Source organism: Mycolicibacterium novocastrense, assembly GCF_001499835.1.
GTDB lineage: Bacteria > Actinomycetota > Actinomycetes > Mycobacteriales > Mycobacteriaceae > Mycobacterium > Mycobacterium novocastrense.
The window spans coordinates 131,020-157,253 of sequence record NZ_LQIH01000003.1; the positions used below are offsets into that span (position 1 = coordinate 131,020).

Sequence of the window (26,234 nt, forward strand, 5' to 3'; positions counted from 1 at the left end):
CCGCAGCCGAAGTGCGCGGGCAAGGAGATTCAATGGCCACCCAGTTGGACACAGAGGCGCAGTCATCGACCAACGATCGCGCGATCGAGTTGTACCGCCTGATGAGCGAGGTGCAGCACGCCGATCAGCGAGTCCGAAAAGGCTTGTCTTCGGGTGAGATCGCGATGAGTTATTGGCCCGTCGACGGTCAGGAGGCGATGTCGGCCGGTGCCGCGCTGGCGCTGTCCGACACCGATCAACTCGTCAGCACGTACCGGGGCCTGGGCGACGTCGTCGCCAAGGGCATCGACCTGGCCGGCTATTTCGGCGAGATCCTCGGTCGCAGCACCGGGCTGTCTCGAGGTAAGGCCGGCGCGATGGGAATCTCCGATCCCGACCATGGCATCGCGTGGACGACGGGCATCGTGGGGGCGGGTCCGCTGATCGCGAACGGCATCGCACTGGCCGCGTCGATCCGCGGCACCGGGCAGGTGGTACTCGTCAGCTTCGGCGACGGTGCCACCAGCATCGGCTATATGCACGAGGCGATGAACATGGCAGCGCTGTGGTCCCTTCCGGTGGTGTTCTTCTGCCAGAACAACGCGTGGGCGGAGTGCACGGCGATGTCGCGGTACACCCGGACCGTTGACTTGTCCGACCGTGCGGGCGGGTACGGGATGCCCGGCGTGACGGTCGACGGCACCGACCCCCAGGCCGTCCACGACGCCGTGTCAGAGGCGGTCGGGCGCGCACGAACGGGCGACGGCCCCACGTTCGTCGAGGCGGTCGCCTACCGGCTGCAGGGCCACTACTTCGGTGACGGCATGGCCTACGCCGATCCCGACGAACTGGCTGCCAAACGTGCCGACCCGCCGTTCGATCGCTACCGGCGGCGACTGGTCGAGGAGGGGACCGCCACCGCAGACGACCTTGATCGGATCGACGCCGAAGTATCGGAAAAGGTCGAATCCGCCTTCGCCGCCGCCCGCGACGCCGAGTCACCCGAGGCCGAGGAACTCACGCGCGATGTGTTCGCGGACAACGGGTCTGAGTTGGCCGCGGCCACGGCGACGCGTGTGCCGCTGCCCGACGGGGAGACCGAGGACCTCGGGCTGGTGCAGGCCATCCATCGCACCCTCGACCGAGCGATGGCCGCTGACGAGTCGATCATCCTGCTGGGCGAGGACATCGGCGATCGCTCCGGCGGCGGCATGTTCAAGATCACGGCCGGGCTCTCGGCCAAGTACGGCGAGCAGCGGGTGCGTGACACTCCGATCGCGGAGTCGTCGATCATCGGGGCGGCGCTCGGTGCATCGCTGGCCGGATTGCGCCCCGTCGCCGAACTGATGTTCATGGACTTCCTCGGTGTGGCGATGGACCAAATCGCCAACCACGCTGCGAAGGTCCGCTACTTGTCCGGCGGCCGTCGAGGCGCGCCGTTGGTGATCCGGACAATGGTGGGAACCGGTGCCGGCCCCCAGCATTCGCAAGCCGTCGAGGCCTGGGCGATGCACACCCCGGGACTCAAGGTCGTCTGGCCCAGTACCGCAGCGGACGCCGCAGGTCTGCTCAATGCGTGCCTGCGGGAAGAGGACCCGTGCCTGTTCATCGAATCGATGAAGCTCTACTACGGCGGCGGCAAGGGACGGGTTCCGGTGGCCGACTACGTCATTCCGCTCGGACAGGCCGATGTCAAGCGCGCCGGTAGCGACGTCACCATCTGCACGTACGGCGTCATGGTGCACGCGGCCCTGGAGGCGGCGAACACACTCCAAGACGAGGGCGTCTCGGTCGAGGTCCTCGATCTGCGGACTCTCGTCCCGCTGGACCTCCACGCCGTTCTGGATTCGGTAGGAAAGACCAAACGCCTTGTCGTCGCCCACGAATCGGTCGGCTTCTGCGGGCCCGGCGGCGAAATCGCCGCCGCCGTCGGCGCCGAATTGTTCGGCGAGCTCGCGGCGCCGATCCAGCGCGTGGCGGGCACCTATACCCCGGTTCCACGGGCCGCGACCTTGGAGGCGGCCTGTCGGCCGAACTCGGCCCAGCTCGTCGACGCCGTGAGGAGGGTCGTGTGACAGAGGTTCGGATGCCCAAACCGGGAGATGCGATCACCGAAGCCGAGGTGACAGAGTTGTACGTCGCCGACGGCGAGTCCGCGGTCGAAGGTGATCCCCTGTATGCCATCGCCACCGACAAGGCCGAAATGGACGTCGAGGCACCAGCGTCCGGCGTGGTGACGTGGAAGGTGGAAGTCGGGGGCACCTACGACGTCGGCGAACTCGTTGCCGTGATCTCATGACCGGATTACCGGACGCCCTGACGGTCGACCTGGGGGCACCCGAGCTGATCGGCGAAATCGCCGGCGACACGCTCACCGTCACCATCAACCGTCCGGAGAAACGGAACGCGGTCACCGCCGACGGTTACCACGGGATCAAACGCGCCGCGATGATCGTCGCCGACGAACCAGACCTCCAGTTCCTGATCATCACCGGAACCGGCGACGTCTTCTGCGCCGGTGGCGACATGAACTCGGTGAGCAATCCGGACCGGTCGTGGGACGCGTTCACCGAGGCGTACGACGCGACACCTTTCGAAGTACTCGGCAAGATCCCGAAGATCGTGGTGTGCGCCGTGAACGGCATCGCAATGGGCGGCGGCCTGGTAATGACGCTGTTCGCCGACCTCGTGATCGCGTCGGACCGGGCCCGCCTCCGGGTTCCCGATCTGACCCGTGGGGTCTACGAAGCTTTCGTCGCCGCCCGTATCCCGCAACGCATCGGAACATTGCGCGCCAACCACATGATCTACGGAAATGACTGGCTCGACGCCGCCGACGCCGAGCGTTACGGGCTGGTCGGCAAGGTCGTGCCCCACGACAGCCTCGCCGCAGAAACACAGGCGCTACTGGACCGGGTCCGCAACACCGGCCCCGCGGCACGTGCGGCGATGAAGCGCGAAATGGCACGTGCTCTGCCCGCCGTCGACGTCAGTGGTTACTGGTCGTCGATCGGAACCTCCGAACAGATCGAGGCGTTCTCCGCCTTCCTCGAAAAGCGTTCGCCGCGTTGGTCGGTGAACTCTGATCGTGATGCGTTCGTGCAGACCCGTCGGTCGGCGTGGATGCCGTCTGACTCTTGAAAGGATTAGCTGCCGTTGACCGAACTGCCGACCGGCTCCTCAGAGCTCACCGGATGCGACGAGATCCTCGTGGCCAGTGACGGTCCCGTCCGGATCGTGACCCTCAACAACCCCGGTGATGCCAATGCGGTCAACAATGCGATGCATGGCGCGTTCGCCCGGCTGTGGACCACGCTGGGCGAGGACTCCGAGGCCCGCGCCGTGCTCATCACCGGCACGGGTGACTACTTCTCGGCGGGTGGCAACCTGGTGGAGTGGCTGGAGACGCATGTCAACAACCCGGTCACGCGGCGCGAGGGGATGCGCGACGCCCGGCGCATCGTGCGCGACATGATCGACTTCCCGCTGCCGATCGTCGCCGCCGTGAATGGTCCAGCTGTCGGATTCGGTTGCAGCATCGCCGTTTTGTGTGACATCACGCTGATGTCGGACCGCGCATTCCTGGCCGACACCCACGTCGCCAGCGGGCTGGTCGCCGGTGACGGTGGCTCGGTGCTCTGGCCACTGATGATGAGCCTGATGAAGGCGAAAGAATACCTCTTGCTGGGTGAACGCATTCCGGCGGCCAAGGCCGTCGAACTCGGGCTGGCCAATCGGGTGGTACCGCACGACGCGATCAAACAGGAAGGACTCGCGCTGGCGCACCGGCTCGCGGCCCTTCCCCCGCGTGCCGTCCAAGACACCAAGCGGACGTTGAACCTGCATGCCGAACGCGCGGTGACGGCCATCCTGGATTACGGGATATCCGCGGAGACAGAGTGTTTCACCACTGAAGAGCACCGGGCGGCGATCGACAAGTTTCTCAATCGGTGACGTGATGTCCGATGGCACGACACCGCTGGTGCTACGCGAGGACAGGGGCGCAGTCGCGCTGCTGTTGCTGAACCGCCCGGCGCAGCGCAATGCGTTGCGTTATGAGTCGTGGACCGAGTTGTCTGAGCAGTTGACTTCGGTGGCTGCCGACCCCGATGTGCGTGGCGTTGTGCTGGCCGGTGCAGCCGGATTCTTCTGTGCGGGCGGGGATTTGAAAGCCGGTCCGGCGCACGGTGCGGGCCCGCTCGCACCGGCGGGCCGGGTCGAGCATGCACAGCGAGTCATGGAGCAGCTCAAAGCGCTCCCGGTACCGACCGTCGCCGCGGTCGAGGGCGCCGCGGTGGGCCTGGGGTGGAGCCTCGCGCTGTCGTGTGATCTCGTCGTTGCCGCAACCGACGCCTTTTTCAGTGCTCCGTTCGTCGCTCGCGCGGTCGTCCCGGACGGCGGCTTGGCCTGGCGGCTGACCCAGCAGCTGGGCAGGCAGCGCGCCGCCGCACTGCTGCTGCGCGGCAAACGACTTGCGGCGTCCGACGCTGCAGACGTCGGCCTGGTCACCGACCTCGCCGAGCCCGGCGCCGCGGTCGACCGTGCGCTCGCCGTTCTCGACGAACTGGCACAGGCTGATTCCGCGGCGGTGGAGATGACCAAGCGTCTGATCAACTCGGTGGAGACCGCCCAGCTGGCGGCCTTTCACCCGCTGGAGCTGGCGATGGCGACCGTCGCCCAGCAGCGCTCGGCTAGCGCGGCAAGCCGAGACCGGTGGTAGAGATCAGGTCCCGCTGAATCTCGCTGGTGCCGCCGCCGATGGTGTGCAGCAGCGAGAGCAGCAGGCCTTCCGAGAAGTGACCGTCCAGCACGGCCTCGGGGTCGTCGGGCATCAGCGCGCCCGCGGGGCCCAGGATCCGGGCGCCCAGTGCGCGAAGCTCGGCAGTCAGTTCCGAGTGGTACAGCTTGGACAGCGACGGCAGCGCCGGATCCAACGATCCCGCCGCCTGTAGGTGTGCGATCCGGTAGGACAGGATCCGTCCCACCTCCACCCGCTCGACCGCCCGTGCCAGCGCCAGCCGGTTGGTCGGATCCGCCAGCGGGTCATGGTGTTTCCCGCGCTGCGCATGGCACCAGTCGACGAGCTCGTCGAGATAGCGCTGAGCCTGTGCGGCACGGGTCACGTTCGATCGTTCGGCGTTCAGCAGAGCCTTGGCGACCTTCCAGCCGTCACCCTCCGCGCCGACCAGGTTCGCCGCGGGCACCCGCACATCGTCGAAGAACTCTTCGGCGAATGTCGGGTAACCCGTCATCGATCTGATGGGCCGGCGGGTGATGCCCGGGCTGGAGAGGTCGACGAGGAAGAACGAGATCCCCGCCTGCCGTTTCTCGCCCACGGGCGAGGTCCTGGCGAGCACGAAGATCCAGTCGGCCAGCACGCCGTTGCTCGTCCACGTCTTCTGCCCGTTGAGCACGTAGTGATCGCCGTTGCGACGCGCGGTCATCCGCAACGCTGCCAAATCGGATCCGGCCTCGGGTTCGGAGTACCCCTGCGCCCACATCCGCTCCGAGCGCGCGATCAGCGGCAAGTGCTCGCGCTGTTGTTCGGGGGTGCCGAAGCGAAAAAGCACCGGCGCCAGCATGTTCACCCCGTTCGTGTTGACCAGCGGCGCCCCCGCGTAGGCGAGTTCCTCCCTGATGACCACCTGTTCGACGACGCCGAGGCCGCCGCCTTCGTACTCCGCGGGCCAATGCGGAACGAACCAGCCCTGGGCGTGCAGCGTGCGACAGAACGCCACCGCCCGTTCGTGGCCTTCGCGGGGCAGGTAGTCGGGGTTGGCGGCGGTGCGGCGGAACTCGTCGGGCAAGTTGTCGGCCAGCCAGCTGCGGACCGACTCGCGCAACCGCTCGACGCGTTCCCCGCCGCCGAACCGGACGATCGGCCTCAGCGGCATGCTCAGACCCGGTCAGCGGGTTTGGCTGCCCTCTTCATCAGCTCCCTCATGTAATCCTGGAACTCCTTCGACCCGGTGACGACCGCCTGCAGGTCGTTGGTGGCCTGCTGGTGGGTGCGAAAGCCCATGGTCTCCCAGGCCCGCATGATGCCCGCCTTCGTGGCCTGCAGCGTGATCAACGGCGCCTTGGCGATCCTGGTGGCCAGCTCCTCTACCGTGCTCTCCAATTCATCGGCCGGTACGACGCGGTTGACCAACCCGAACTCCAGGGCCTGCTCGGCCGAGATCTTCTGCGCGGTATAGAGGTACTCCGCGGCACGCTTGTAGTTCATGAACACCCAGGGCTCGAACATCGTCTCGGCCCCCGGCAGCCCGAACCCGGGCACAAGCGGCATCTGGAACCAGGCGTCGTCGGAACAGACCGTGATCTCGGGCAGCAACGCCCAGGTGGTGCCGCCGCCGATCGCGTATCCGTGCACCTGAGAGATGACCGGTTTCGGAAACTCCCACAGCTTCAACACCGGCCACAGGAACAGTTGTGCAGCCGAACGCCACACCTTGCCCGAGGCGTCCAATTCCGCCTTGAACTCCGGGTAACTGCCGTCGGGTACGTGACCCGAGCAGAAACCCTTTCCGTTGGCCTTGATGATGACGACCTTGATGTCATAGTCGTACTGCGCGTCGTCGAGCGCCTCGTTGACGCTGTGCACCATCTGGGAGGTCTGGGCGTTGGCACGTTCGGGATTGTTGAGAATGATCCGGGCGATCGGACCGTCCTTCTCATAGATGACATGGTCCAGGGTCCGCGTTTCCAACCTGCCCGTCCCTCCTCGACTTCAGTGTTGTACAGAATTACGCGGAGTGTACCATTGTTTAACGCCTGACCACCCAGGAAAGGACCAGCCGATGGTGACAGCGGAGTTGCGCTGGGATCCGTTCGACCGTGCCCTGCACAAGAATCCCTACGAGGTGTGGCGACGACTGCGCGATGAGGCGCCTGTCTACTACAACGAGCAGTATGACTTTTACGCGTTGAGCCGGTTCGACGACGTGCTGTCGGCCTCCCTCGACACCGAGACGTTCTCTTCCGAGCACGGCATCACGTTGGATGCGATCACGCCCGAACCGTGGCCACCCCCGAAGGCGATGATCATGATGGATCCGCCCGACCACACGGCCATGCGAAAAATGGTCAACCGCACATTCTTTCGGAGCAAGATCGCCGAGCTCGAGGACCGGGTGCGCACGTTGTGCCGCGGATATCTGGAGCCCCATGTCGGCAGCGGGGGATTCGACTACGTCCGTGACTTCTCCATGAAGCTACCGGTCATGGTGATCAGTTCGTTGCTGGGCTTCCCGGAAGAAGACCATGACAATCTGCGTGAGTGGACGGATCTGCAGCTTCACCGAGAGGAGGGCACTGCGGAGCTCAGCGAGTTGGGCCAACAGGCCAACGAGAAGCTCTTCGGGTATTACAAAGAACAAATTCAGAAGCGCCGGGTGAACAGCACCAGCGATATCGTCGGCAACCTGATGGACTCCGACCTGGTGCAGCCCGGCCGAGAAACTCGTCGTCTCGACGACGGCGAAGTACTGTTCTTCATCGCGCTCATCAACGTGGCGGGCAACGAGACCGTCGCGCGACTGCTCGGCTGGACGGCGTTGACGCTCGCGCGCTTTCCTGGCGAACGCGCGAAACTCGTCGAGAACCCCGACCTCATCGGAGGCGCGGTCGAGGAACTACTGCGATATGAGGCACCGTCGCCCGTGCAGGGCCGCTTCACGCTGCACGACACCACCTTTCACGACACCGTGATACCGGCCGACTCCAAGGTCGCGCTGTTGACGGGCTCGGCCGGGCGCGACGAACGCCAGTACCCGAACCCCGACGTCTTCGACGTCAACCGCACCGGCATCCGGCACCTCAGTTTCGGCCACGGCGCGCACTTCTGCCTGGGCGCCGCGCTCGCCCGACTGGAGGCCAGGGTGGCCATCGAGGAAACCCTGGCCCGCTTCCCGACGTGGGAGGTGGACGAGGACGCCGTCGAATACGTCCACACCAATTCGGTGCGCGGTCCGGCGAGCGTGCCGATCCTGCTGTGAGCGCCACCGGACTGACCGCGCGCACCGGGGACGGGGTGCGGTGGTTGGTACTGGACCGCCCGGACGTCGGCAACTCCGTGACCCGGGCGATGCAGCGGGACCTCATCGACAACTTGGAGCGCGCATCGAGCGATCCCGGCATCCGTGCCCTCGTGTTGACCGGCGCGGGCACCAGGCACTTCTGCACCGGCCCCAACCTGCGCGACCCCGAGATGCGGCCGAGCCAGGACCGGGTCGCCGGTGACGCCGCGCGCAGGCTTCGCACCGGATCACAGGCCGTGGTGTCGGCGATATTGGACTGTGAAAAGCCGGTCGTCTGCGCACTGAACGGCGTCGCGGCCGGTGTCGGCGCGAGCATGGTCCTGGCGTGCGACCTGATCGTCGCCGCCGAAAGCGCGCGGCTGATCGAGCTGTTCGTGCGACGCGGCCTGGCGCCCGACGGCGGTGCCGCCTACCTGCTCGCGCGGAAGGTGCCGTTCAACATCGCCAAGGAACTGCTGATGTTCGGCGAGGAGATCACCGCCCAGGAGGCGCATCGCATCGGGTTGGTGAACAAGGTCGTCGCCGACGATCAGCTCACCGCGGAAGCGACGGCGTGGGCCCAGCGCCTCGCGCGCGGCGCGACACGCGGGATCGCCGCCGCCAAGGCGATGCTCAACCAAGCCCTCGACGTGGACCGCGCCGCGGCATTCGATACCGAGGCACTTCTCGTCGAGCAGGTGGCAGCCACCGATGACGTCGCCGAGGGGATGGCGGCCTTCATGGAGAAACGCGACCCGACGTTCCGCGGACGGTAGCGGCGCCCACGCCGCCGGCCGATGTAGCGACGACCAAGGAGGCGAAGATGGCGCGCAGCACTCCCGGGGTGATCGGGCCCTTCGCCAACGCAGTCCGGATGAATGTCGTTGCCGCCGTGCAGAACCGCGCGCGTGGTTATCGGGGGTGGACGGGCGCGGTCAACACCGACTTCGATCCGATGGATCCTGCGACGGCGTCTGCGCCGTTTGAGGCCTACCGGAAACTCCATCGCAGCGGTCGGGTGCACTACAACCCCCGGCGGTCCAATTTCATTTTGAGCCGACTCTCCGATGTCAGGACCGCTCTGCGCGATACCGAACACGTGACGAGCGCCGAAGGCGTCACCCGGCTCAAATTCTCGGCGCCGCTCGCTGTACTGACCGATGGAGACGAGCATGCCCGGCTGCGCAAGCAGGTCCAGCCCGGCTTCAGTAAGGGCGCGATGGATAGCTGGAAGGGGATGACGGAGAAGCTGGCGACCGAACTCGTCACCGAGGTCATCGACGACCCCGGCTGTGATGTGGTGCGGCGACTGGCAATTCCGATGCCCATCCGGATGATCGCGCAGATCCTCGGCATACCGGAGTGCGACGCCGACGACTTTCGGCACTGGTCGGAAGCCGGTGTCGGCATCATGGACTTCTCGCCCACGCCGCGCGGTGTCGTCGGCGCGGTGAAGTCGATGGCGGCGATGGCCACCTTGCGTCGCTACTTCCTGAACCAGTTCGCCCACGGTGGTTTGAAAGGCTCCGGCACCGTGCTGGGCCGCCTGCTCGAACACAACAGCGACGGCAGCCTCACTGATGAGCAGCTGTTCCTCATCGCGATCCACCTGCTGATCGCGGGCAACGAAACAACAACAAACCTGCTGGGCGGCATGTTCGACACCTTGGCGCACAACCCCGACCAGTACGACATGATCCGAGCCGACCCCGACCTCATCCCCATGGCGGTCGAGGAGCAGTTGCGCGTGACGACACCGATCCAGAACCTCTACCGGTACACCCGTGCCGACTACGAGATCGCCGGCGTCACGATACCCCGCGGATCTCGAATCCTTCTGTTGTTCGGCGCGGCCAACCGCGACCCCATCGCGTTTGAGGACCCCGATCAGTACCGTGCGGACCGAAATCCCCGGGCGCACATCGCCTTCGGCTACGGTGCGCACATGTGCGTGGGTGCTCCGCTCGCGAGGATGGAGGCTCAAGCGGTTCTACGTGAACTCGTTTCCCGGGTGTCGCGGATCGACGCGGTTGGCGACACGACGTGGTCGCGGCACAGCTCGTTGCGTGGGCCCACGCGGCTTGCGGTCCGGCTCACCCCGGTGCGGTGAGCTCAGCGCAGCCTGGCACGTAATGCGTTGAACGTCAGATAGATCGGGTATGCGATTGGCAATGCGACATTCGCCGTGCGGGTTCTGGTCATGCTGACCGCTTAGCCGAGCAGCTCGGTCAGTGGTGTCACGTGCCCGATCCGACCGCCGGTCAGGAGCGGTTCCATGAGCAGGAGTTGGCGCATCACCCGACGGTGGAGCAGCGCAATCAATGCGGGGTCGTGATGCGGCGCCGCGGTGCGGACGAACTTTTCGAGGGCCTGGTCGCCCTCCGCGCGGTCGGCGGGTCGACTCCCGAGCAGATCCTGGATGTCATCGAGGTCGGCGGCGTCGATGGCGTGCGCGTACTCGCTCACGCGGTGACAAAATTGCGCAACCTTCGCCACGGCGGACCGCTGGTACTCGGCGATACCGGCTGGCACTGGAAGTGACTCCACCATGGATGCCAGGCCGGCGATCGCGCCGGGGTAGGCCGTGGGCATCGGGTCGGGTAACGACACAGCCGATAGCTGGACGTCGGCCTGGCGCGCGATCGATTCGATCGCGTGCAGCGATAGGAGATGGAACCACTCGATGTATTGGACGATGTCGGTCAGCGGTAAGTCCAGATGCAGAACGATCGCGACACCGAGCGGCGTGCAGAGCGCGAACTTGGCGGTGTGAAACTCGATCGCGGCCCGGTCCAACGGTGTTCCGGAGGCCGCCTCGTAACGCCGCAGTACCCGGCCGAGGTCGCCCATCGGCTCCGTGACGTTGCGCAATCGCAGGCCCGCGAGATCGTGGGAGACGTCGCCGATGTGGGCGAGTTCGACGTCGATCAGGCCGGTGATCCGGCCATCGGCGTACATGTACTGCCCGGTGTCACCAAGAACGAACGACGGGGTCGACCGGTGAGCCGGGGCGTTGCGTCGCAGCCATCCGATCGCGAACTCCAGTAACGGTTCCGGGCGCCGCTTGAAGTCCCGATAGCGGGTCACGAACGTCTCGAAATAATCGAGGGCGAGCGCACGTGGACCGTCGGGGATGCGCACGCCCGCAGCGGCGAACGCCGCCGGGTCGATGGAGTGGGCGCCCACAAGTGCATCGACATAGGAGTCCATGACCGCGTCGACGCCGTGAGCATCGTCGGTGAGGCATGGATTCGGCGCTCCCGGCAACAGGTCCATCACGATCGCCGATGCCAGAGAACCACACTCGGTGATCTCCCCGTGTATGTGGGGGACGGGGATCCGATGCGCCTCCAGCACCCGGAGGATCTCTGCCTCCGCGGCGACGGTGGCAAAGCCGAACCCCTCGCGATCTCCCCGGACGTAGAGGTCGACCTCCCGACCGCCGCGGTCTGCGGTGACGAACCACGCGGGCCGCCAACGGTGGTGGCGTTCGATGGTGCGCACCGGCCCGATATTCGCTGAGATCCAGTCCTCGACGACGGAGTCCACGCCGTGTTCAGTCACTGGACAATAGTACAGATAGTGTGCTCTCGTAATCTCTGAAAGACTCCGCCGCTGAACGGCTGCGACCACACTGGAGGCATCATGAGCCTGTTCGACGCCTTCTCCTATCGAGACAAGCGTGTCGTCGTCGTCGGTGGCGCCACCGGGATGGGCAATGCCACAGCTCGGCTCGCTCAGGACGCGGGCGCCGACGTCGTCGTCATGGACTACGCCGACTGCGACCTGCCCGGCGTCACCGCGATCCGAGCGAATCTGGCGGACCGGAACAGTATCGACACTGCGGTGGCCGAATGCGGGGGCACCGTCAACGCCCTCTTCGCGTGCGCGGGCGTGGCGGACGGTCCCGGCATCGAGCGCATCAACTTCATCGGTCACCGCCACCTCATCGAGCGGCTGCGCGCCGAGGACATGCTCCCCCGGGGCAGTGCGATCGGGTTCATCTCGTCGGCGGCCGGCCTCGCCTGGCGGTCGAACCTGCCGCAGCTCACCGAATTCCTCGACATCCTGGACTTCGACACCGCTGCCGCGTGGGCGCTCGACAACGGTTGTGCGCACTACATGTTCACCAAACAGGCGGTATGCGCTTACGTGGCGCGCGAGGCCATGGATCTCATCTCCGACGGCATCCGCATCAACGCCATCTGCCCCGGTCCCACCGACACGCCACTGGCGCGGGCCAATGCGGAACTCTGGCTCGACTTCGGTGCCGACTACCGCGCGAAGGTCGGCGTGGCCGCCGCTACGGCGATGGAACAGGCTTACCCGCTGCTGTTCCTGTGCAGTGATGCGGCGCGCGTCGTCAACGGCATCACAATGGTGACCGACTCGGGATATCTCAGCGCCGGCATCACCGAGGTGTTCCCCGCAGGCACGCCGATGGCGAAGATGCTGTTGGACGGGTAGTGGCCATGAGTGCGGACCTCGCGAACAGCGTCGTCGTCGTCACCGGCGCGAGCGGTGGAATCGGCCGTGTGATCGCGCGGCGGTACGCGCGCAGCGGCGCCACGGTCGCGTTGGTCGCGCGGCGGCCGGACCAACTGGCGGTGACCGCGGATGTGATCGCCGAGGACGGTGGCCATGCCTCGGTGCACGTCGCCGACATCCGGGACGAGACTCAGTGCGGGGACGTCATTTCCGCGATCATGTCCCGCTGGGGACGCCTCGATGTCCTGGTCAACAACGCCGCGATACCGGGCACCGATCAGCCGGTCGCGGAGGCCACCGTCGACAACTGGAACGCGGTGCTCGCAACGAACCTCGTCGCCCCCATGGTGTTGTCGCGAGAGGCGCTGCGGCAGGCAATGATTCCGGCCAGCAGTGGCAATATCCAGTTCTTGTCCTCGGCCGCTGCGCGTACGGTTCAACCGCATAAGGCCCACTACGCCGCGGCCAAGCTGGCATTGAGCGCACTGGGGCAGACGCTGGCACTGGAAGTGGGGACCGCCGGGATCCGGGTCAACACCCTGGTGGTCGGCACGGTAGAGGGTCAGTTGGTCGACAACTACCTGGCCCGGCGGGCGGCCGCCGATGGGGTGAGTCCGGACGAGGTGCGACGCACGCTGGTCGCGACGACCAAAATGGGCCGACTGATCCGCCCGGACGAGGTCGCGGACGTCTCCATCTGGCTGGCCTCCGACGCCGCGTCGGCGATCACCGGCCAGGACATCAACGTGACAGGAGGCTGATGCGGATGGCTCACCCCGGGCAGGTCGCAATATTGGTGGCACGCGACGAAATTCGCCAGCTCGCATACCGGTACGCGGCCGCGCTCGAGTCACGAGACGTCGACGCGATGGTCGACCTGTACTCGCCGGACGCCCGCTTCGGCGAATACGGCGATGGTCCCGACGGACTGCGGCGGCTGATGACACACAGCCTCGACGGATGCCTATTCGTGGTGATCCTCGTGGCCAACCATCTGATCGACTTCGATGACGACGCGCAGGCCCACGGCCAGGTGTGGGCACACTGTTTCGCCCAGACCGAGGCCGACGGCTTCGTCGAGCAGCTCATCAAATACGAGGATCGCTACGAACTGCGCGACGGCCGGTGGCTGTTCTCCCACCGCAGGCACCGCCTGTGGTACGGCATCGGGCACGCCCAGTCGCCGCTGCGCCAACCGGCAGCCAACTGGCCCGCCGGCCAAATCGGAGTCGGCGATATCCCGTTGTCCGACAGTGTGTTCCGCAGCTGGCGGGCGGGTCGATCGTGACGCGCGGCACCCACTACCTCGCCGACGGTCTGGCATTTCCGGAGAGCCCGATCGCGGAGGCGGACGGGTCGATTCTGGTCTCGGAGATCGCCGCCGGGTGCATCGCGCGGGTGCGGCCCGACGGTACCAAGGAGAAGGTCGCCGACACCGGCGGCGGGCCGAACGGGATCGCCCGGCTGCCAGATGATCGGCTCGTCGTCTGCCAGAACGGCGGCTCCACGTTCGGAATCGGGCCGTGGCCGTACGATTTCGACGGCTGCGCCATGCTGTTCCGTCCGATCGGAGCCGCGGCTGCACCGCTGACACCTGCGATCCAGATCGTCGACCCAGACGGTCGGGTTGGCACGCTGACCACCGAATTCATCGCCCGCGATGGCCAACGGTCACCGCTGGTCCGTCCAAGCGACGTGTGCGTGGACTCCTCTGGTGGCTTCTACGTCACCGATGGCGGGACGATCAGGGGTCGCACTCGCTTTGTCACCGGACTCCTGTACGGCACCGTCGACGGCGGATTGCGCGAGGTGGTTTACCCGCTGGAGATGCCGAACGGGGTTGCGCTCTCGCCGGACGAATCCAAACTGTATGTTGCCGAGACCAGAACGCGGCGGATCTGGGAGTTCGACCTCGCCGCGCCCGGCGTCATCAAGGCGGCGCGCGGATTGGCGACGGTGCCGAGCGGAGGACCGCTGAATGTCGGTGGCGCCGATGGCCTGTGCGTCGACACGGCGGGTCGGATTCTGGTGGCGACGCTCGGCACCGGCGGGGTGACGATCTTCTCGGCGGACGGGGCACTGCTCGGCGCGATTCCCGCGGACGATCCGATGACCACCAACGTCACGCTCAGCGGTAACGAGGCGACGCTCTACATGACCCTCGCCTCGTCCGGGCGGATCCTGGTCGTCGAGGACTGGTTGGCCGCCGCGGGAATTCGGTGAGTCGCGGCTATTCCTTGTTGGTCATCTGATCGGCGAGATTCTGGATGAAGGCGCCGTACCCGACGCCGCCGTGGTCGGACATCACGGCGTCGTAGTCGTACTCCGGCGGATTGCCGGCGTTCGGCCGCCAGCCGGAGTCGGCCGTGCAGGAGGCGAACCCCTCCTCTGGGAACGCGTACCACCGGCGGGTGTTCAATTCGACGATCTTGTGCGCTTCTTCGTCGGGAACACCGGCCAGCATCTCCTCGGCGCGAGCCCGGCTCTTCGGCCAGAACGAGTCGGAGTGCGGATAGTCGCATTCCCAGGTGATGTTGTCGATGCCGATCAGGTGGCGCAGCCCGACCCCGACCTCATCCTCGATGAAGCAACCGGTGATGTTGCGGCGGAACAACTCTGACGGCGCGATCGTTGGATGGATGTTCTGGTAATACTTGTGTTTACGCCACACGTAGTCGGCCCGCTCGATGATGTACGGCATCCACCCGATGCCACCTTCGGAGAACGCGACCTTCAAGTTCGGGTGTTTGTGGAACACCGGGGAGAACATCAGCTCGACCGCCGCCGACATCGACGTCGTGCCCATGAGCGTCACCATCACCGCGAACGGCGCTTCGGGCGCGGTGGCCGGTGGCATGCCGCCGGAGCCGAAGTGCATGACCGCGGTCAAGTTGGTCTCCTCCAAAGCGGACCAGACCGGATCCCAATGCGGGGTGTGGAAGCTCGGGAGACCGAGGTTCAGGGGGTTGTCGGGCAGGCCGACGGCGCGACACCCCTTGGCCGCCATGCGCTCGATCTCCTTGACCATGAGCTGGGTGTCCCACAGCGGGGTGATCATCATCGGGATGAAGCGCGCCGGATCGGTGGCGCACCACTCGTCGATCGAGAAGTCGTTCCATGCCTGCACGCACAGCAGTGCCAGGTCCTTGTCGGTGCCCTCGAGGAAGACCGTGCCGCAGAACCGCGGGAACGACGGGAAGCACAGCATCGCGTGGACTCCGTCGATGTCCATGTCCAGCAGGCGCGCCTTGGGGTCGTAGCACCCGGGGATCATGTCGTCGTAACGCACCGGGTCCACGCCGAACTCCTCGGGGCGCTTGCCGGCGACGGCGTTGAGCCCGATGTTGGGATACGCGCGCCCCTCGTAGACCCACTGGTGCATCGGCGGCTTGCCGTCCCGCGGGAACTCGACGATGCGCGGGCCGTCGTGCAGATACTTCTCGGGCAGGCGGTCGGACCAGACGTGCGGAGGTTCGATGAGGTGGTCGTCGACCGAGAGCAGCTTCATCGACGGTTGCAGTGGCATCGCTGGTTCCCCGTCCTTCCGGCTGATAGGCTTTATAGAACAATTGAACAGATTATGCTTAGTTGACTATAGCGCCCGGTGGTGTGGGAACTCAACCGTGGCAAGGAGGCGCCGATGGATCCCAGTGATCGCATTCCGCACGACGACTGGGCCGATCAGGACCTGCTGACCCGCGCCGAAGCCGCCGAACGGTTGGCTGCCGAGATCGCCGACGTCAGGGCCAGAGTGGACGGCGGCGAGACCGACGAGGTCACGCTGCGCCGCCTCGCGGCGCTTCAAGAGGCGCATGCCCAACTCGTTGATGGACGGGCGCCGAACTGAGTCACTTCGATCGCGGGAGGCCGAGCACCCGTTGCGCGACGATGTTGCGTTGAATCTGCGCGGTCCCGCCGTAGATCCCCGCGGCCCGCGACCACACGTAGATGTCCCACTCCAGCCCCTCGCGCAGCAGCGGTTCGCTGTCGGTGAGATCCATCATCGTGTGGCCGAACACCTGGTCGGCGCGGGCCATCAGCAGCTTGTCGACGGACCCCTCCGGACCCGGGAGGGCGCCACGCTGCCGCTCACTCAACGACCGCAACACCTTGACCTGCAGGGCACGCAATTCCGCGTACACGCGACCGAGCCGAACCCGGGTCATCGGGGAGTTCTCCAACTGCCCGGAGCGCACCTGCTGTTCTAAGTCGCGCAATTGCCTTGACAGCCTGCTGATCCAGTTGATGTCGCTGGGGCCGCGTTCGTAGGCGAGCAACTGGTTGGCGATCGTCCAGCCCTGTCCGCGCTCGCCGAGCAGGTTCTCCTCGGGCACCTCGACGTCGTCGAACGTCACCTCGGTGAATTCGCGGTTGCGTGCGGAGTTGACGATCGGCGTGACGGTGATCCCGGGTGTCGACATCGGCACCAGCAACACCGAGATGCCCTGATGCTTGGGGGCGTCGGGTTCGGTGCGGCACAACAGAAAACACCAGTCCGCGACCGCGGCGAAACTTGTCCAGATCTTGCGCCCGTTGACCCGAAACACGCTCCGACCGCCGGTTTCGACGAGGTCGGCCCGGGTCTTGAGGCCGGCCAGGTCCGATCCGGCCTCGGGTTCGCTGAACCCCTGACACCAGCGCACCCGGCCTGAGAGCAGGCCGGGCAGCAGTTCGGCGCGTTGGGTGTCAGAGCCGAACAGCCGCAGTGCGTTACTGAGGTGGCCGACCCCTTCGATCGGCGCCGCGCCGGCGCGGCCCAACTCGTCGTTGAGGATGGCTTCGTAGATGGGGGGCAGGCCGTGGCCGCCGTACTCGACGGGAAACGACAACCCGATGTATCCCGCTTCATACAGGGTCTGATGCCAGGCGTTCTGGGCGTCCGCGCGTGCCGCGGGGTCGTCGGGGATTGCAGCGTCGGCGCTGTGGTCGCGCAGCCACTGACGCAGGTGTGCTCGGAATTGCGCTTCCTCAGGGGTGTCGTTGAAGTCCATCGCCTACGCCAACCCCTCGTTCGCCAACCGCAGGTGTGCGATTGCCTCGTACTGGGCCGTCTCGTCGCCGAACAGACGGCGGTTCAGCAGAGTTCGGCGCACACGTAGATGCGAGACGTGCTCCCAGGTGATGGCGATCCCGCCGAACACCTGAACGGCGGTCTCCACGACGTCACGGCCGGCCGCGGCGGCGTACGCCTTGGCCGTCATGGCCGCCAGCAAGGCCTCCTCGGTGGGCAGGTGGTCGACGGCCCACGCCGCGTGCCACACGCAGCTTCGCGCGCCCTCGACGCCGATCAGCGCATCGGCGAGCATGTGCTGCACCGCCTGGAACGAGCCGATCGGGACCCCGAATTGGACTCGCTCCCCGGCGTAGCGGACCGCGTCATCGAGGGCGCCCTGCATGACCCCGAGCAGGTCGGCGGCGACGACGGTCAGTGCGAGTGCTTCGACGCGACGCCAGCGCTCCTCGGAGATCGGCTCGCCGACGGTGGCGATCGGCACCGCGCTGTCGGAGGGCAGTCGGCGCAGCGTCCGGGTGAGATCGAGGCCGTCGGCGGCCGCGCCATCCAGTGGGGCCGTGCCGAGGTGGCGCAGCCCGTCGGCCTGGTTGGCCACCAGAACGTGGGTCGCGCCTGCGGCGTCGAACGCCACCGCGCCGCCGTCTGAGGCGCCGAACCGGCGCAGGTCGACGGTCAGCGCCGGGGCGATGCGCAGTTGTCCCTCGGCCAGAAGATCCAATTCCTTCTCGGCGCGCGCGGCTTCCAACAACTCGGCGGCGAGCACAGCTTGACCGGCGACCGGCACCGCGCACAGCGTGCGGGCCAGCTGCTCGATCGCCAGGACCGTCTCGACCCCACTGGCCTCCAGCCCGCACAGGGCGGGGGAGCGCAGGGTGGGAATGCCGATCTCGACCACCTGGCTCCACTGCCGCGCCAGGGTGTCACCGCTACCGATGTCGCTCGGATCCGTGGTCGCCAACTGATCCGCCAGCGCGGATACCGTGTCCCGCAGGAGCTTTTGCTCGTCGGTCAGGCCGATGTCCATCGAGCGATCAGCCGTCTGTCAGAGGACGTGTCAGCCCACACACCGCATTGGATTCGCAGCGCTCGCGATCCACTTCGACACGCATTCGGCTTCCTTCCTGGGCGTTCGGATACCATCATGAATGATAGAACGAATATTGTTCAACTGTTCACTCGAGGAGGCTCGTCTTGTCCCGGCTGGAGAATCGAAACGCCCTCGTCACGGGTGGTGCTCAGGGGCTCGGGCGCGCGGTCGCTCGTCGACTTGCGGCCGAAGGCGCGCAGGTGACGATCGTCGACCTGAACGAGGAGAAGGGTCGCGAGTGCGTCGGGATCATCGAATCGGCAGGCGGTAGGGCGGCATTCGTCCGGGCGAACGTGGCCAAGCGGGAGGACATCGAGGCCGCCGTGCGGGCGGCCTCCGTCGACGGGCGCCTCGACGTCCTGGTCAACGCCGCCCAGTATTTCGCGATGCCCAAGGCGCTGGAACTGGTATCGGACAAGGATTGGGAACTGTCGGAAGCCACGGGCCCGAAGGCGACGTTCCGGTTCATGCAGGCGGCGTTCGGCGCGCTGAAGGAATCCGGTAAGGCGTCGGTGGTCAACTTCGTCTCGGGCTCTGCGCTCGGCGGGATGGCTTACACCGCATCGTATTCCGCGGCCAAGGGGGCGGTTCAGGCGTTGACGAAGGTCGCCGCCAACGAGTGGGCGCGCCATGGCATCCGGGTGAACGCGGTGTGCCCGTTCGCGCTGACGGACGTGCAGCGCAAGATGATCGGCACCGAATGGGACAACTACACCCGCACCGCGGACGCATCGCCCATGAAGCGCGGCGCCGATCCGGACACCGAGATCGCACCGGCCGTGACCTTCCTCGCCAGTGATGACGCGGCGTTCGTCACCGGAACCGTGCTGCACGTCGACGGCGGCATGACCGAGTTGTCGACCGTGGACTATTCGCAGTCGCCGGGTGTGTTCAGCGCTACCTGAGCGTCATCTCCACGCTGGTGTATCCCCGCACGGTGGCGGTCAGCACGCGCTCGTGCGCCCCGATCGAGTAGTTCGGGAACTTCTTGGCGATGTACTCCAAGACGAGTTGAGCCTCCCGGCGGGCCAACCACTGGCCGAGGCAGATGTGGATGCCCCAACCGAAGTACACGTCCGTGCCGCGTGGACGGTCGATGATGAACCGGTCGGGGTCGGGGTAGCGGCGTTCGTCGCGGTTGGCGCTGCCGAGCAGCAGGAGTACCCAGTCACCGGCGGCCATTGTCACACCGTGTTTTTCGACGGGTCGGGTCAGGGTGCGCGCGACCCAGTGGCTGGGGGTGTCGTATCTGAGTGCCTCGTTGACGGCGGCCGGGATCAATGTCGGATCGTTGACGATTCGGCGCCACTGGTCGGGATGCTCGTACAGCGCCACCAGTCCGTTGGAGATCAGCTTCTGGGTGGTCTCCGAGCCCGCCGCCGACAACAGGTTCGCGAACATCAGCACCTCGTGGGGGGTTAGCGAGCGCGCGCCGCCGGCCTCGGGGTCGTCGAAGGTCGCGTTGAGCACGGTGCTGATGAGATCGTCGCCGGGATGCCGGCGGCGATGGTCGATGAGATCGCCGATGTACGCGCTGATCTTGCGGTTGGCCTCGATGGCGCTGGCCGGCATCGCGACCTCGCCTTCGTGCCGGGTCAGGAACGCCTCCCACCACACTCGGAGCTGCTCGCGGTCGGCCTGCGGAACGCCGAGCAGGTCGCCGATCACATCGGTGGGAATGGAGAAGGCGAACGCCTCCATGGCGTCAACGGTGGTGTCCGGTCGCAGCTTGTCGAGGTGGTGTGCCACGACCGCGCGCAGCGCATTCTCCAAGGCCGCGACCGCCTTCGGGGTGAAGAATCCCTTGAGTACTCCACGGACCCGGTCGTGCCGTGGCGGATCCATGGAGATGATCGAGTACTTGCGCCCGTCGTTGTCCGGGTTCTCCGGCGCCGGGCCCTGCTTGGAGGAGTACGTCGACCAATCGCGCAGCGCGCCGGAGACGTCGTCGAATCGGGACAGCACCCACCATCGGTCTTCAGGATCCCGGTACACCGGCGCCTCGTCGCGCAACCGGCGGTACACGGGATAGGGATCATCGAAGATCGCCTTGGAGAACGGCGAATACGTCAGCTCGTTGATCGCTGGCACCATGATTTCGTCACCTGTCAACCGGGGGAGTTCGTTCGATGAGCTCGAGCAGGTTGCCGTCCGGGTCGGTCGCCATCAGACCGCGGTTGCCGGCGCCGAACGCGACGGTGCGGTCTGGAAGCGCTCGGCCCCCGTGCGCCACGATCGCGTCCACCGCCCGATCGGCGTCGTCGACCCGAAACGACAGGTGGGTGAAGCCGAGGGTGTTCATCGGGTGCGGCCCCGTTGCCCCCACGGTTCCCGGCCGGACGTAGCCGAGCAGTTCGAGGCGAAACCCGTCGCGCTGCAGGTAGACGAGTTCGAGCAACAGGCCGGGCACGTCGAGCAGCTGGGCGGTGGCGTCGTCGTCGACTGTCATCCGGCCGACGACTTCGAAACCCAGTGCCGAGCAGTAGAAGTGCTCGGCACGACCGATGTCACGAACGCACAGCCCGATGTGGGTGAGGCGGTGCCCGTCGCTCATCGCGGTCGTTCGGCGAGGTCGTCGAGCAGTGCGTTGTGCTCACCCAGCAGCGGCGGCCGCGTCGGTGCGGCCGGCGGGGTCGCGCTGAACAGGTACGGCGTGCCCGGGTAGGTGATGGTCCTGTCCAGGTCCGGGTGTGGCACCGGAACGTGAAAGCCCCGTGCGATCGTGTGCTCGTCGTCGAACGCCTCGTTGGGGGGAAGCACTGCGCCGCAGGGAAAGCCGCGGCGCTGACTGGTCACGAAGAACTCCTTGGCGGGCAGTCTTGACGCGATGAGGCGGATCGCGTCACGCGCGGCGCTGAGGATCGCCGTGGTTTCGTCGTCGACACCGATCATGGCCAGGTCGACTGGTTCTTCCCGGCCGGCCGCCAATTCGAGGAACACCGCTTCCGGCAGTTCCTCGGAGAGGCCGAGTTCGTCGAGCCACGCCAGCAGCCGGGCGAAGTCCTCCTGCTTGCGGGGGAGCACCCCGGTGGTGGCGTAATGCCCGTCGGCGCACCGTACTTGCACGGGAGAGCTGCGTGTCGGGTAGGCGTGTCTGCCCGTCTGGCGCAGACAGATGTCCTGGTTCACCAGCCAGTGATACGTCGTCTGCTCGCTCGTCACGTTGCACGCCGCATTGACGTTGACATCGACCAGTTGGCCCTGCCCGGTTCGATCGCGGTGCGCGAGGGCCACGAGAGCACCGATAGCGCAGTACATTCCGGCGATGTTCGCCGACTGATCGCCGGCTCCCCGGATCGGCGGCAGGGTGCGGTCGTCGTATCCGCAGTTCCACACCGGGCCGCCACCCGCGAGCATCGTCAGATCGGTCGCCGGTTGGCCGCTGCGGACGCTGCCCAACCCGAACGGGCTGACCGACACCCAGACCAACCGGGCATCACGAGACGCGCATGCGGCATAGTCGACGTCCTCACACCGGTCGCTGCCCGCGATGACCACGTCGGCAGTGGCGATCAGCGCCGCAAGATCCCGCTGTCCGGGATCGGTGCGCAGATCGACTGTGACCGAGCGCTTCCCGACGTTTCCCGCCCACCAACGCAGACTCCGATCCACCCCCGGCTGATCGTCGGCGAATGGCGGCCGGGCCCGGTCAGTCGATCCGGTCGGCGGCTCGACGACGATCACGTCGGCGCCCAACTCGGCCAGCACCCGACCGCCGACCGGAGTGAACTGGTCGGCGATCTCGACGACCCGCAGGTCGCTCAGCGCGGTCAGATCACACCTCGCTGTGCCCAGTCGTCGAGTTCTGCCTCGGAGTGGCCGAGCAGATCCACGAGCACCTCACGATTGTGTTGGCCAAGGCGGGGTGCGGCCGAGGTGATCTGCCACGGAGTGGCAGAACATCGCATCGGGATGCCCTCGACACGCACCTCGCCCATATCGGGATGGGTCACCGTGGGAAAGAGCCCCATCGCGGCCAGATCGGGGTCGTCATCGATACGTTCCGACGGGCTTTTGACCATGCTCGCCGGTAATCCGGCGGCCACGAGGTCGTCGGCGAGCGTCGCCGCGTCGCGCGTGGCGGTGACGTCGCCGATCAGCGCGTCCAGTTCATCAGCGGCGCGCACACGCTGCTCGAGGGTGGTGAACCGCTCCGACGACAGCTCGGGTTCGTTGAGGACCTTCGCGAGCACGCCGAGTTCACGCTCGTCGCGGCAGGCGATCGCGATCCAGCGGTCCGCGCCCGCACAGGGGTAGATGCCGTGTGGCGCCATCTCTGCGAAATCGGCGCGATTACCGGCGGCGGTCGCGGCGCGGCCGTTGACCGTCCAGTCGAGCACCTCCGTCGGCAACATCGCGATGCCCGCGGGCACGGTCGCCAGGTCGACGTGCTGGCCCTCCCCGGTCCTGTCGCGGTGGTGCAGCGCCGCGAGGATGGCCGTGGTCATGTACAGCGCCGACATGTGATCCATGTAGGAGAAGCCCCACCCGGCGGGTTCGGCATCGGGGAGGCCGGCGGTGAACGTCAAGCCGCTCATCGCCTGGACGATCGGCCCCCATGTCTTGAAATCCCGATACGGGCCGGTGTGGCCGAACCCGCAGTTGGACACGTAGATGATGTCGGCTTTGATCTTCTGCAGTTCCGCATAGCCGAAGCCGCGCTTGTCCAGGACGCCGGCCGCGAAGTTCTCGCAGACGACGTCGCTGATCGAGATCAGCTCGCGCAGCAGGTCTTTGCCTTCCGGCGTGCGCATGTTGATCGTGACGCCGTACTTGCCGACATTGTGGTTGTTGAACCCGGCGCCGAAGTTCACCCCGCGGCGCTCGTCGACGTACGGGCCGACGCCGCGCAAGGCGTCCCACAGTCCCTGCGTGGCAGGGTCTTCGACCCTGAGGACCTCCGCACCGAACGCAGCAAGGATCTTGGTGGCTCCGGCACCCGCCAGCTGACCACTCAAGTCGCACACTCGTACGTGGGACAACGCGCCCGTCACAGAAGCGACAATAGCAGCTGGACATAAAGTGTTCTATTGTTCAATTCGATGGTGTTGACCACAACGGAGGCTGTGCAGATGACAGCAGGTGTCCCTGCGCCGATGAAGGGTGTACGCGTGCTGGAAGTCGCGCAGTGGACGTTCGTCCCCGCTGCGGGGGCGGTGCTGGCCGACTGGGGGGCCGACGTCATCAAGGTCGAACACCCGCGCACGGGCGACTCCCAACGCGGGCTGCGCAGCCTGGGCCGCATCACCATCGAGGGCGACCGAAACCCGGTGATGGAACACGCCAACCGCGGCAAACGGTCGATGGCCATCGACATGTCGACGCCGGACGGCCACGCGCTGCTGATGGACATCGCGCGCACGGCCGATGTGTTCCTGACCAACTTCCTGCCCGAGGCCCGCAAGAAGCTCAAGATCGACGTCGATGACATGCGCGCGGTCAATCCCCGCCTCATCTATGCCCGCGGCAGTGCGTACGGGCCACTCGGCGCTGAGGCCGACACCGGTGGTTACGACATGACCGGATTCTGGAGCCGCGCCGCGGGGGCCATGGGGTCGACCCCTTCTGACCTGGAAGGTGTTGTCCCGCAGCCGGGCCCGGCCTACGGTGACTCGATCGGCGGCATGACCATCGCCGGCGGGATCGCGGCGGCGCTGTTCGAGCGTGAGCGCACCGGGCATGCTCGTGTGGTCGACATCTCGCTACTCGGCGTGGGTGTGTGGGCGTCGGGGGTGGCGATCAACGCGGCCCTCGTCAGCGGCGAACCCTGGGTGGCCAACCCCGCCGGCGCGAACGTCGCGCCGAACAATCCGCTGGTCGGCTTCTATCGGACCGCGGACGGCCGCTTCCTCGGCCTGTCGATGATGCAGGGTTTCCGCTACTTCGGCGAGTTCTGCCGTCGCGTCGGAGTGGGTGAGTTGGCCGACGACGAGCGCTTCGCGGGCCATGAGGCGTTGACCGAGAACGCCGCGGCGGCCGCCCAGATCCTACGGTCCGCGATCGCCGCGCGGCCGCTTGCGCACTGGCGGGCAGCGCTGGAGGGCTTCGACGGCCAATGGGCGGTGGTGCAGAACACCGTCGAGGTTGCCGCGGACCCGCAGCTGCGCGCCAACGGCGGCATCGTCGACGTCGAAACCGATGGCGAGCGAGCCGAACTCGTCGCCAGCCCGGTGCTGTTCGACGAGACGCCGCTGCGGCTGCGCCCGATGCCGGAGTTCGCCGCCGACACCGAACAACTGATTCTCGAACTCGGTGGTGACTGGGACCGCATCACGGCGCTGAAGGAAAGCGGTGCGATCGCGTGAGATCACCCACGCAGTAGGGCAACCACGCACGAGCCGCCACCGCCGACGGCCTGTGTGAGGCCGATTCGCGGTTGTGGTACCTGGCGCGGACCCGCCTCTCCGCGTAGCTGGCTGACGATTTCGGCGGCCTGCGCCAGCCCGGTCGCGCCGATCGGGTGGCCGCGGGCGATGCAGCCGCCGTCCGTATTGGTGGGTAGGGAGCCGTCCGACGCCAGACCCCCGGACTCGGCAAGGTTCACCGCCCCGGCCGCGTCGGTCAGGCCCATGGCGATCAATGCGGTGATCTCCTCGCTGGCGCACATGTCGTGCAGCGACACCACCCCGATGCCCTGTGGATCCACGCCCGCGTTGGCGTACGCGCGTTTGGCGGTCAGGGTGATCTGGGAGGGTGGGCCCACGACCGGGCCGACCAGGGGCCAGTCGCGGTCGGCCGGCCAGCTGGTCTGCTCGATCGACAGCACCGACACCGAACGCGGTGCCGGATCTGTCGAGACGACGATGGCCGCGCCGCCGTCGACCGAGGCGTGGCACATCATCTTGGTCAGCGGTTCGGCGACCATCCGCGAGCCGAGCACGTCGTCGACCGTCACCTCGTCCGGGTTACGGCGTGCGGCACGAGGATTGAGACGGGCCTGGTTGTAAGACTTGGCGGCGACGGCGGCGATGACGTCTGGCCCGCAGCCCGTGTCGTGCAGGAAACGGGCGGCCTCGATGGCGTAGTGCAGTTGCGGTGGGAAGCGGTCCCAGAAGCCGACCGCGGCCGGGACCACTCCGCCCGGTTCCAGTGCGGTGGTCTTCTCGTACCCGATGGCCAGCGCGGTGCGACAGCGACCGGACGCGACGGCCCAGACCGCATGCCTCAGGGCGACCATTCCGCCGGCGGACGCACTCTCGGTCGCGGTCACCGGTATTCCTGTACGGCCCAACCGGTGTGCCACACCGATGCCGGTCTGCGGTCCTGCCAACGCCGAGGAGGTGAACACCTCGCCGACGGCGTCGTACCCGACGCCCGCGTCCTCCAGCGCCTTCTCGGCCGCGGCGACGCCGAGGTCGGCCAGCGGGGTCTGGCCGTGCTTGCCGAATTCGGTGACACCGACCCCGGTGATGTGTACGCCGGTCACGACGGATCCGCCACGAACATCTCGACGGTGTCCTCGCCGAGCGTGGCGCGAATCAATCGACCGACGGCGCCCGGCGCGGGCCGGGCACCGTCGACCAGAACCTGGAACCGGCCGGTGTGGGTGTCGACCCACGCGACGCTGTAGCCGTCGCGACCGTAGTCGGGGTAGGGCGATTTCGACGGCACAAAAGTCGATGACCACACGGTCGCGATCTCGGACATC

At 66.8% G+C, this 26,234-nt stretch carries 27 protein-coding genes; 15 read left to right on the forward strand and 12 right to left on the reverse strand.

What is annotated here, in order from left to right:
- Positions 1 to 32: 32 nt before the first annotated feature.
- Genes AU072_RS04285 through AU072_RS04305 form a run of 5 tightly spaced genes read left to right on the forward strand, consistent with a single transcriptional unit; the run spans position 33 to position 4,699 of the window.
- Positions 33 to 2,054, forward strand: a complete 2,022-nt coding sequence (locus AU072_RS04285; protein WP_064412620.1) for an alpha-ketoacid dehydrogenase subunit alpha/beta — start codon at positions 33 to 35, stop codon at positions 2,052 to 2,054.
- Complete coding sequence (locus tag AU072_RS04290) at positions 2,051 to 2,278, forward strand: biotin/lipoyl-containing protein (RefSeq protein WP_064412621.1); 228 nt, start codon at positions 2,051 to 2,053, stop codon at positions 2,276 to 2,278. The genes AU072_RS04285 and AU072_RS04290 overlap by 4 nt, the downstream gene beginning before the upstream one ends.
- Entirely contained in the window at positions 2,275 to 3,120 is an 846-nt protein-coding gene (locus AU072_RS04295) for an enoyl-CoA hydratase/isomerase family protein (protein WP_064412622.1), read from the forward strand. The genes AU072_RS04290 and AU072_RS04295 overlap by 4 nt, the downstream gene beginning before the upstream one ends.
- Positions 3,121 to 3,135: 15 nt before the next feature.
- A complete protein-coding gene (locus AU072_RS04300) occupies positions 3,136 to 3,933 on the forward strand; it encodes an enoyl-CoA hydratase/isomerase family protein (RefSeq protein WP_064348864.1) in 798 nt (265 codons plus the stop codon).
- A gap of 4 nt (positions 3,934 to 3,937) precedes the next feature.
- Entirely contained in the window at positions 3,938 to 4,699 is a 762-nt protein-coding gene (locus AU072_RS04305) for an enoyl-CoA hydratase/isomerase family protein (RefSeq protein ID WP_064412676.1), read from the forward strand.
- On the opposite strand, the gene AU072_RS04310 is transcribed toward AU072_RS04305, so the two are convergent.
- Positions 4,671 to 5,873 (reverse strand): acyl-CoA dehydrogenase family protein, encoded by a 1,203-nt coding sequence (locus AU072_RS04310; RefSeq protein ID WP_064412623.1) that lies wholly within the window; start codon positions 5,871 to 5,873, stop codon positions 4,671 to 4,673. The genes AU072_RS04305 and AU072_RS04310 overlap by 29 nt on opposite strands.
- 2 nt (positions 5,874 to 5,875) lie before the next feature.
- The gene (locus tag AU072_RS04315) at positions 5,876 to 6,688 is read right to left on the reverse strand and encodes an enoyl-CoA hydratase/isomerase family protein (protein WP_064412624.1); all 813 of its coding nucleotides are present in this window, start codon (positions 6,686 to 6,688) and stop codon (positions 5,876 to 5,878) included.
- A gap of 91 nt (positions 6,689 to 6,779) precedes the next feature.
- Here AU072_RS04315 and AU072_RS04320 point away from each other — a divergent pair, with 91 nt between their 5' ends.
- The 3 genes from AU072_RS04320 to AU072_RS04330 are packed head-to-tail and all read left to right on the forward strand — an operon-like array spanning position 6,780 to position 10,107.
- Complete coding sequence (locus AU072_RS04320; protein WP_064412625.1) at positions 6,780 to 7,976, forward strand: cytochrome P450; 1,197 nt, start codon at positions 6,780 to 6,782, stop codon at positions 7,974 to 7,976.
- Positions 7,973 to 8,773, forward strand: a complete 801-nt coding sequence (locus tag AU072_RS04325) for an enoyl-CoA hydratase/isomerase family protein (RefSeq protein WP_064412626.1) — start codon at positions 7,973 to 7,975, stop codon at positions 8,771 to 8,773. The genes AU072_RS04320 and AU072_RS04325 overlap by 4 nt, the downstream gene beginning before the upstream one ends.
- Before the next feature lie 47 nt (positions 8,774 to 8,820).
- Positions 8,821 to 10,107: a cytochrome P450 gene (locus AU072_RS04330; protein ID WP_064412627.1), complete on the forward strand. Its 1,287-nt coding sequence runs from the start codon at positions 8,821 to 8,823 to the stop codon at positions 10,105 to 10,107.
- Positions 10,108 to 10,208: 101 nt separating this feature from the next.
- On the opposite strand, the gene AU072_RS04335 is transcribed toward AU072_RS04330, so the two are convergent.
- On the reverse strand, positions 10,209 to 11,561 hold the full coding sequence (locus AU072_RS04335; protein ID WP_064412628.1) for a phosphotransferase: 1,353 nt from the start codon (positions 11,559 to 11,561) through the stop codon (positions 10,209 to 10,211).
- A gap of 81 nt (positions 11,562 to 11,642) precedes the next feature.
- Between AU072_RS04335 and AU072_RS04340 the strand changes: the two genes are divergently transcribed.
- The 4 genes from AU072_RS04340 to AU072_RS04355 are packed head-to-tail and all read left to right on the forward strand — an operon-like array spanning position 11,643 to position 14,708.
- Positions 11,643 to 12,464, forward strand: coding sequence for an SDR family oxidoreductase (locus AU072_RS04340; RefSeq protein ID WP_064412629.1), 822 nt, complete (start codon positions 11,643 to 11,645; stop codon positions 12,462 to 12,464).
- A gap of 5 nt (positions 12,465 to 12,469) precedes the next feature.
- Positions 12,470 to 13,246 carry an SDR family NAD(P)-dependent oxidoreductase gene (locus AU072_RS04345; protein WP_082681046.1) on the forward strand — a complete coding sequence of 259 codons (777 nt, stop codon included), beginning with the start codon at positions 12,470 to 12,472 and terminating at the stop codon, positions 13,244 to 13,246.
- A complete protein-coding gene (locus AU072_RS04350) occupies positions 13,246 to 13,773 on the forward strand; it encodes a nuclear transport factor 2 family protein (RefSeq protein ID WP_235629972.1) in 528 nt (175 codons plus the stop codon). Before AU072_RS04345 ends, AU072_RS04350 begins: the two co-directional genes overlap by 1 nt.
- Complete coding sequence (locus AU072_RS04355; RefSeq protein WP_235629971.1) at positions 13,770 to 14,708, forward strand: SMP-30/gluconolactonase/LRE family protein; 939 nt, start codon at positions 13,770 to 13,772, stop codon at positions 14,706 to 14,708. Before AU072_RS04350 ends, AU072_RS04355 begins: the two co-directional genes overlap by 4 nt.
- Positions 14,709 to 14,715: 7 nt before the next feature.
- Here AU072_RS04355 and AU072_RS04360 read toward each other — a convergent pair whose 3' ends face one another.
- A complete protein-coding gene (locus tag AU072_RS04360) occupies positions 14,716 to 16,011 on the reverse strand; it encodes an amidohydrolase family protein (RefSeq protein ID WP_064403227.1) in 1,296 nt (431 codons plus the stop codon).
- Between the two features lie 114 nt (positions 16,012 to 16,125).
- Here AU072_RS04360 and AU072_RS04365 point away from each other — a divergent pair, with 114 nt between their 5' ends.
- Positions 16,126 to 16,332, forward strand: a complete 207-nt coding sequence (locus AU072_RS04365; protein WP_064403269.1) for a hypothetical protein — start codon at positions 16,126 to 16,128, stop codon at positions 16,330 to 16,332.
- Between the two features lies 1 nt (position 16,333).
- On the opposite strand, the gene AU072_RS04370 is transcribed toward AU072_RS04365, so the two are convergent.
- Together AU072_RS04370 and AU072_RS04375 are read right to left on the reverse strand one after the other, a co-directional pair.
- Complete coding sequence (locus AU072_RS04370; RefSeq protein ID WP_064412630.1) at positions 16,334 to 17,476, reverse strand: acyl-CoA dehydrogenase family protein; 1,143 nt, start codon at positions 17,474 to 17,476, stop codon at positions 16,334 to 16,336.
- Between the two features lie 3 nt (positions 17,477 to 17,479).
- A complete protein-coding gene (locus AU072_RS04375) occupies positions 17,480 to 18,523 on the reverse strand; it encodes an acyl-CoA dehydrogenase family protein (RefSeq protein WP_064412631.1) in 1,044 nt (347 codons plus the stop codon).
- 167 nt (positions 18,524 to 18,690) lie between these two features.
- On the opposite strand from AU072_RS04375, the gene AU072_RS04380 reads away from it, so the two are divergent.
- Entirely contained in the window at positions 18,691 to 19,491 is an 801-nt protein-coding gene (locus AU072_RS04380) for an SDR family NAD(P)-dependent oxidoreductase (protein WP_064412632.1), read from the forward strand.
- On the opposite strand, the gene AU072_RS04385 is transcribed toward AU072_RS04380, so the two are convergent.
- The 4 genes from AU072_RS04385 to AU072_RS04400 are packed head-to-tail and all read right to left on the reverse strand — an operon-like array spanning position 19,484 to position 23,580.
- Positions 19,484 to 20,680 (reverse strand): cytochrome P450, encoded by a 1,197-nt coding sequence (locus AU072_RS04385; RefSeq protein ID WP_064412633.1) that lies wholly within the window; start codon positions 20,678 to 20,680, stop codon positions 19,484 to 19,486. The genes AU072_RS04380 and AU072_RS04385 overlap by 8 nt on opposite strands.
- Before the next feature lie 7 nt (positions 20,681 to 20,687).
- Entirely contained in the window at positions 20,688 to 21,140 is a 453-nt protein-coding gene (locus AU072_RS04390) for a VOC family protein (protein WP_064412634.1), read from the reverse strand.
- Entirely contained in the window at positions 21,137 to 22,381 is a 1,245-nt protein-coding gene (locus tag AU072_RS04395; RefSeq protein WP_328587089.1) for a CoA transferase, read from the reverse strand. The genes AU072_RS04390 and AU072_RS04395 overlap by 4 nt, the downstream gene beginning before the upstream one ends.
- Positions 22,357 to 23,580, reverse strand: a complete 1,224-nt coding sequence (locus tag AU072_RS04400; protein ID WP_268874546.1) for a CaiB/BaiF CoA transferase family protein — start codon at positions 23,578 to 23,580, stop codon at positions 22,357 to 22,359. The genes AU072_RS04395 and AU072_RS04400 overlap by 25 nt, the downstream gene beginning before the upstream one ends.
- A gap of 78 nt (positions 23,581 to 23,658) precedes the next feature.
- On the opposite strand from AU072_RS04400, the gene AU072_RS04405 reads away from it, so the two are divergent.
- On the forward strand, positions 23,659 to 24,891 hold the full coding sequence (locus AU072_RS04405) for a CaiB/BaiF CoA transferase family protein (RefSeq protein WP_235629969.1): 1,233 nt from the start codon (positions 23,659 to 23,661) through the stop codon (positions 24,889 to 24,891).
- A 2-nt stretch (positions 24,892 to 24,893) separates the two neighbouring features.
- On the opposite strand, the gene AU072_RS04410 is transcribed toward AU072_RS04405, so the two are convergent.
- Positions 24,894 to 26,012, reverse strand: a complete 1,119-nt coding sequence (locus AU072_RS04410; protein WP_064412637.1) for a thiolase family protein — start codon at positions 26,010 to 26,012, stop codon at positions 24,894 to 24,896.
- The gene (locus AU072_RS04415) at positions 26,009 to 26,233 is read right to left on the reverse strand and encodes a hypothetical protein (protein WP_064412638.1); all 225 of its coding nucleotides are present in this window, start codon (positions 26,231 to 26,233) and stop codon (positions 26,009 to 26,011) included. Before AU072_RS04415 ends, AU072_RS04410 begins: the two co-directional genes overlap by 4 nt.
- Position 26,234 lies beyond the last annotated feature (1 nt).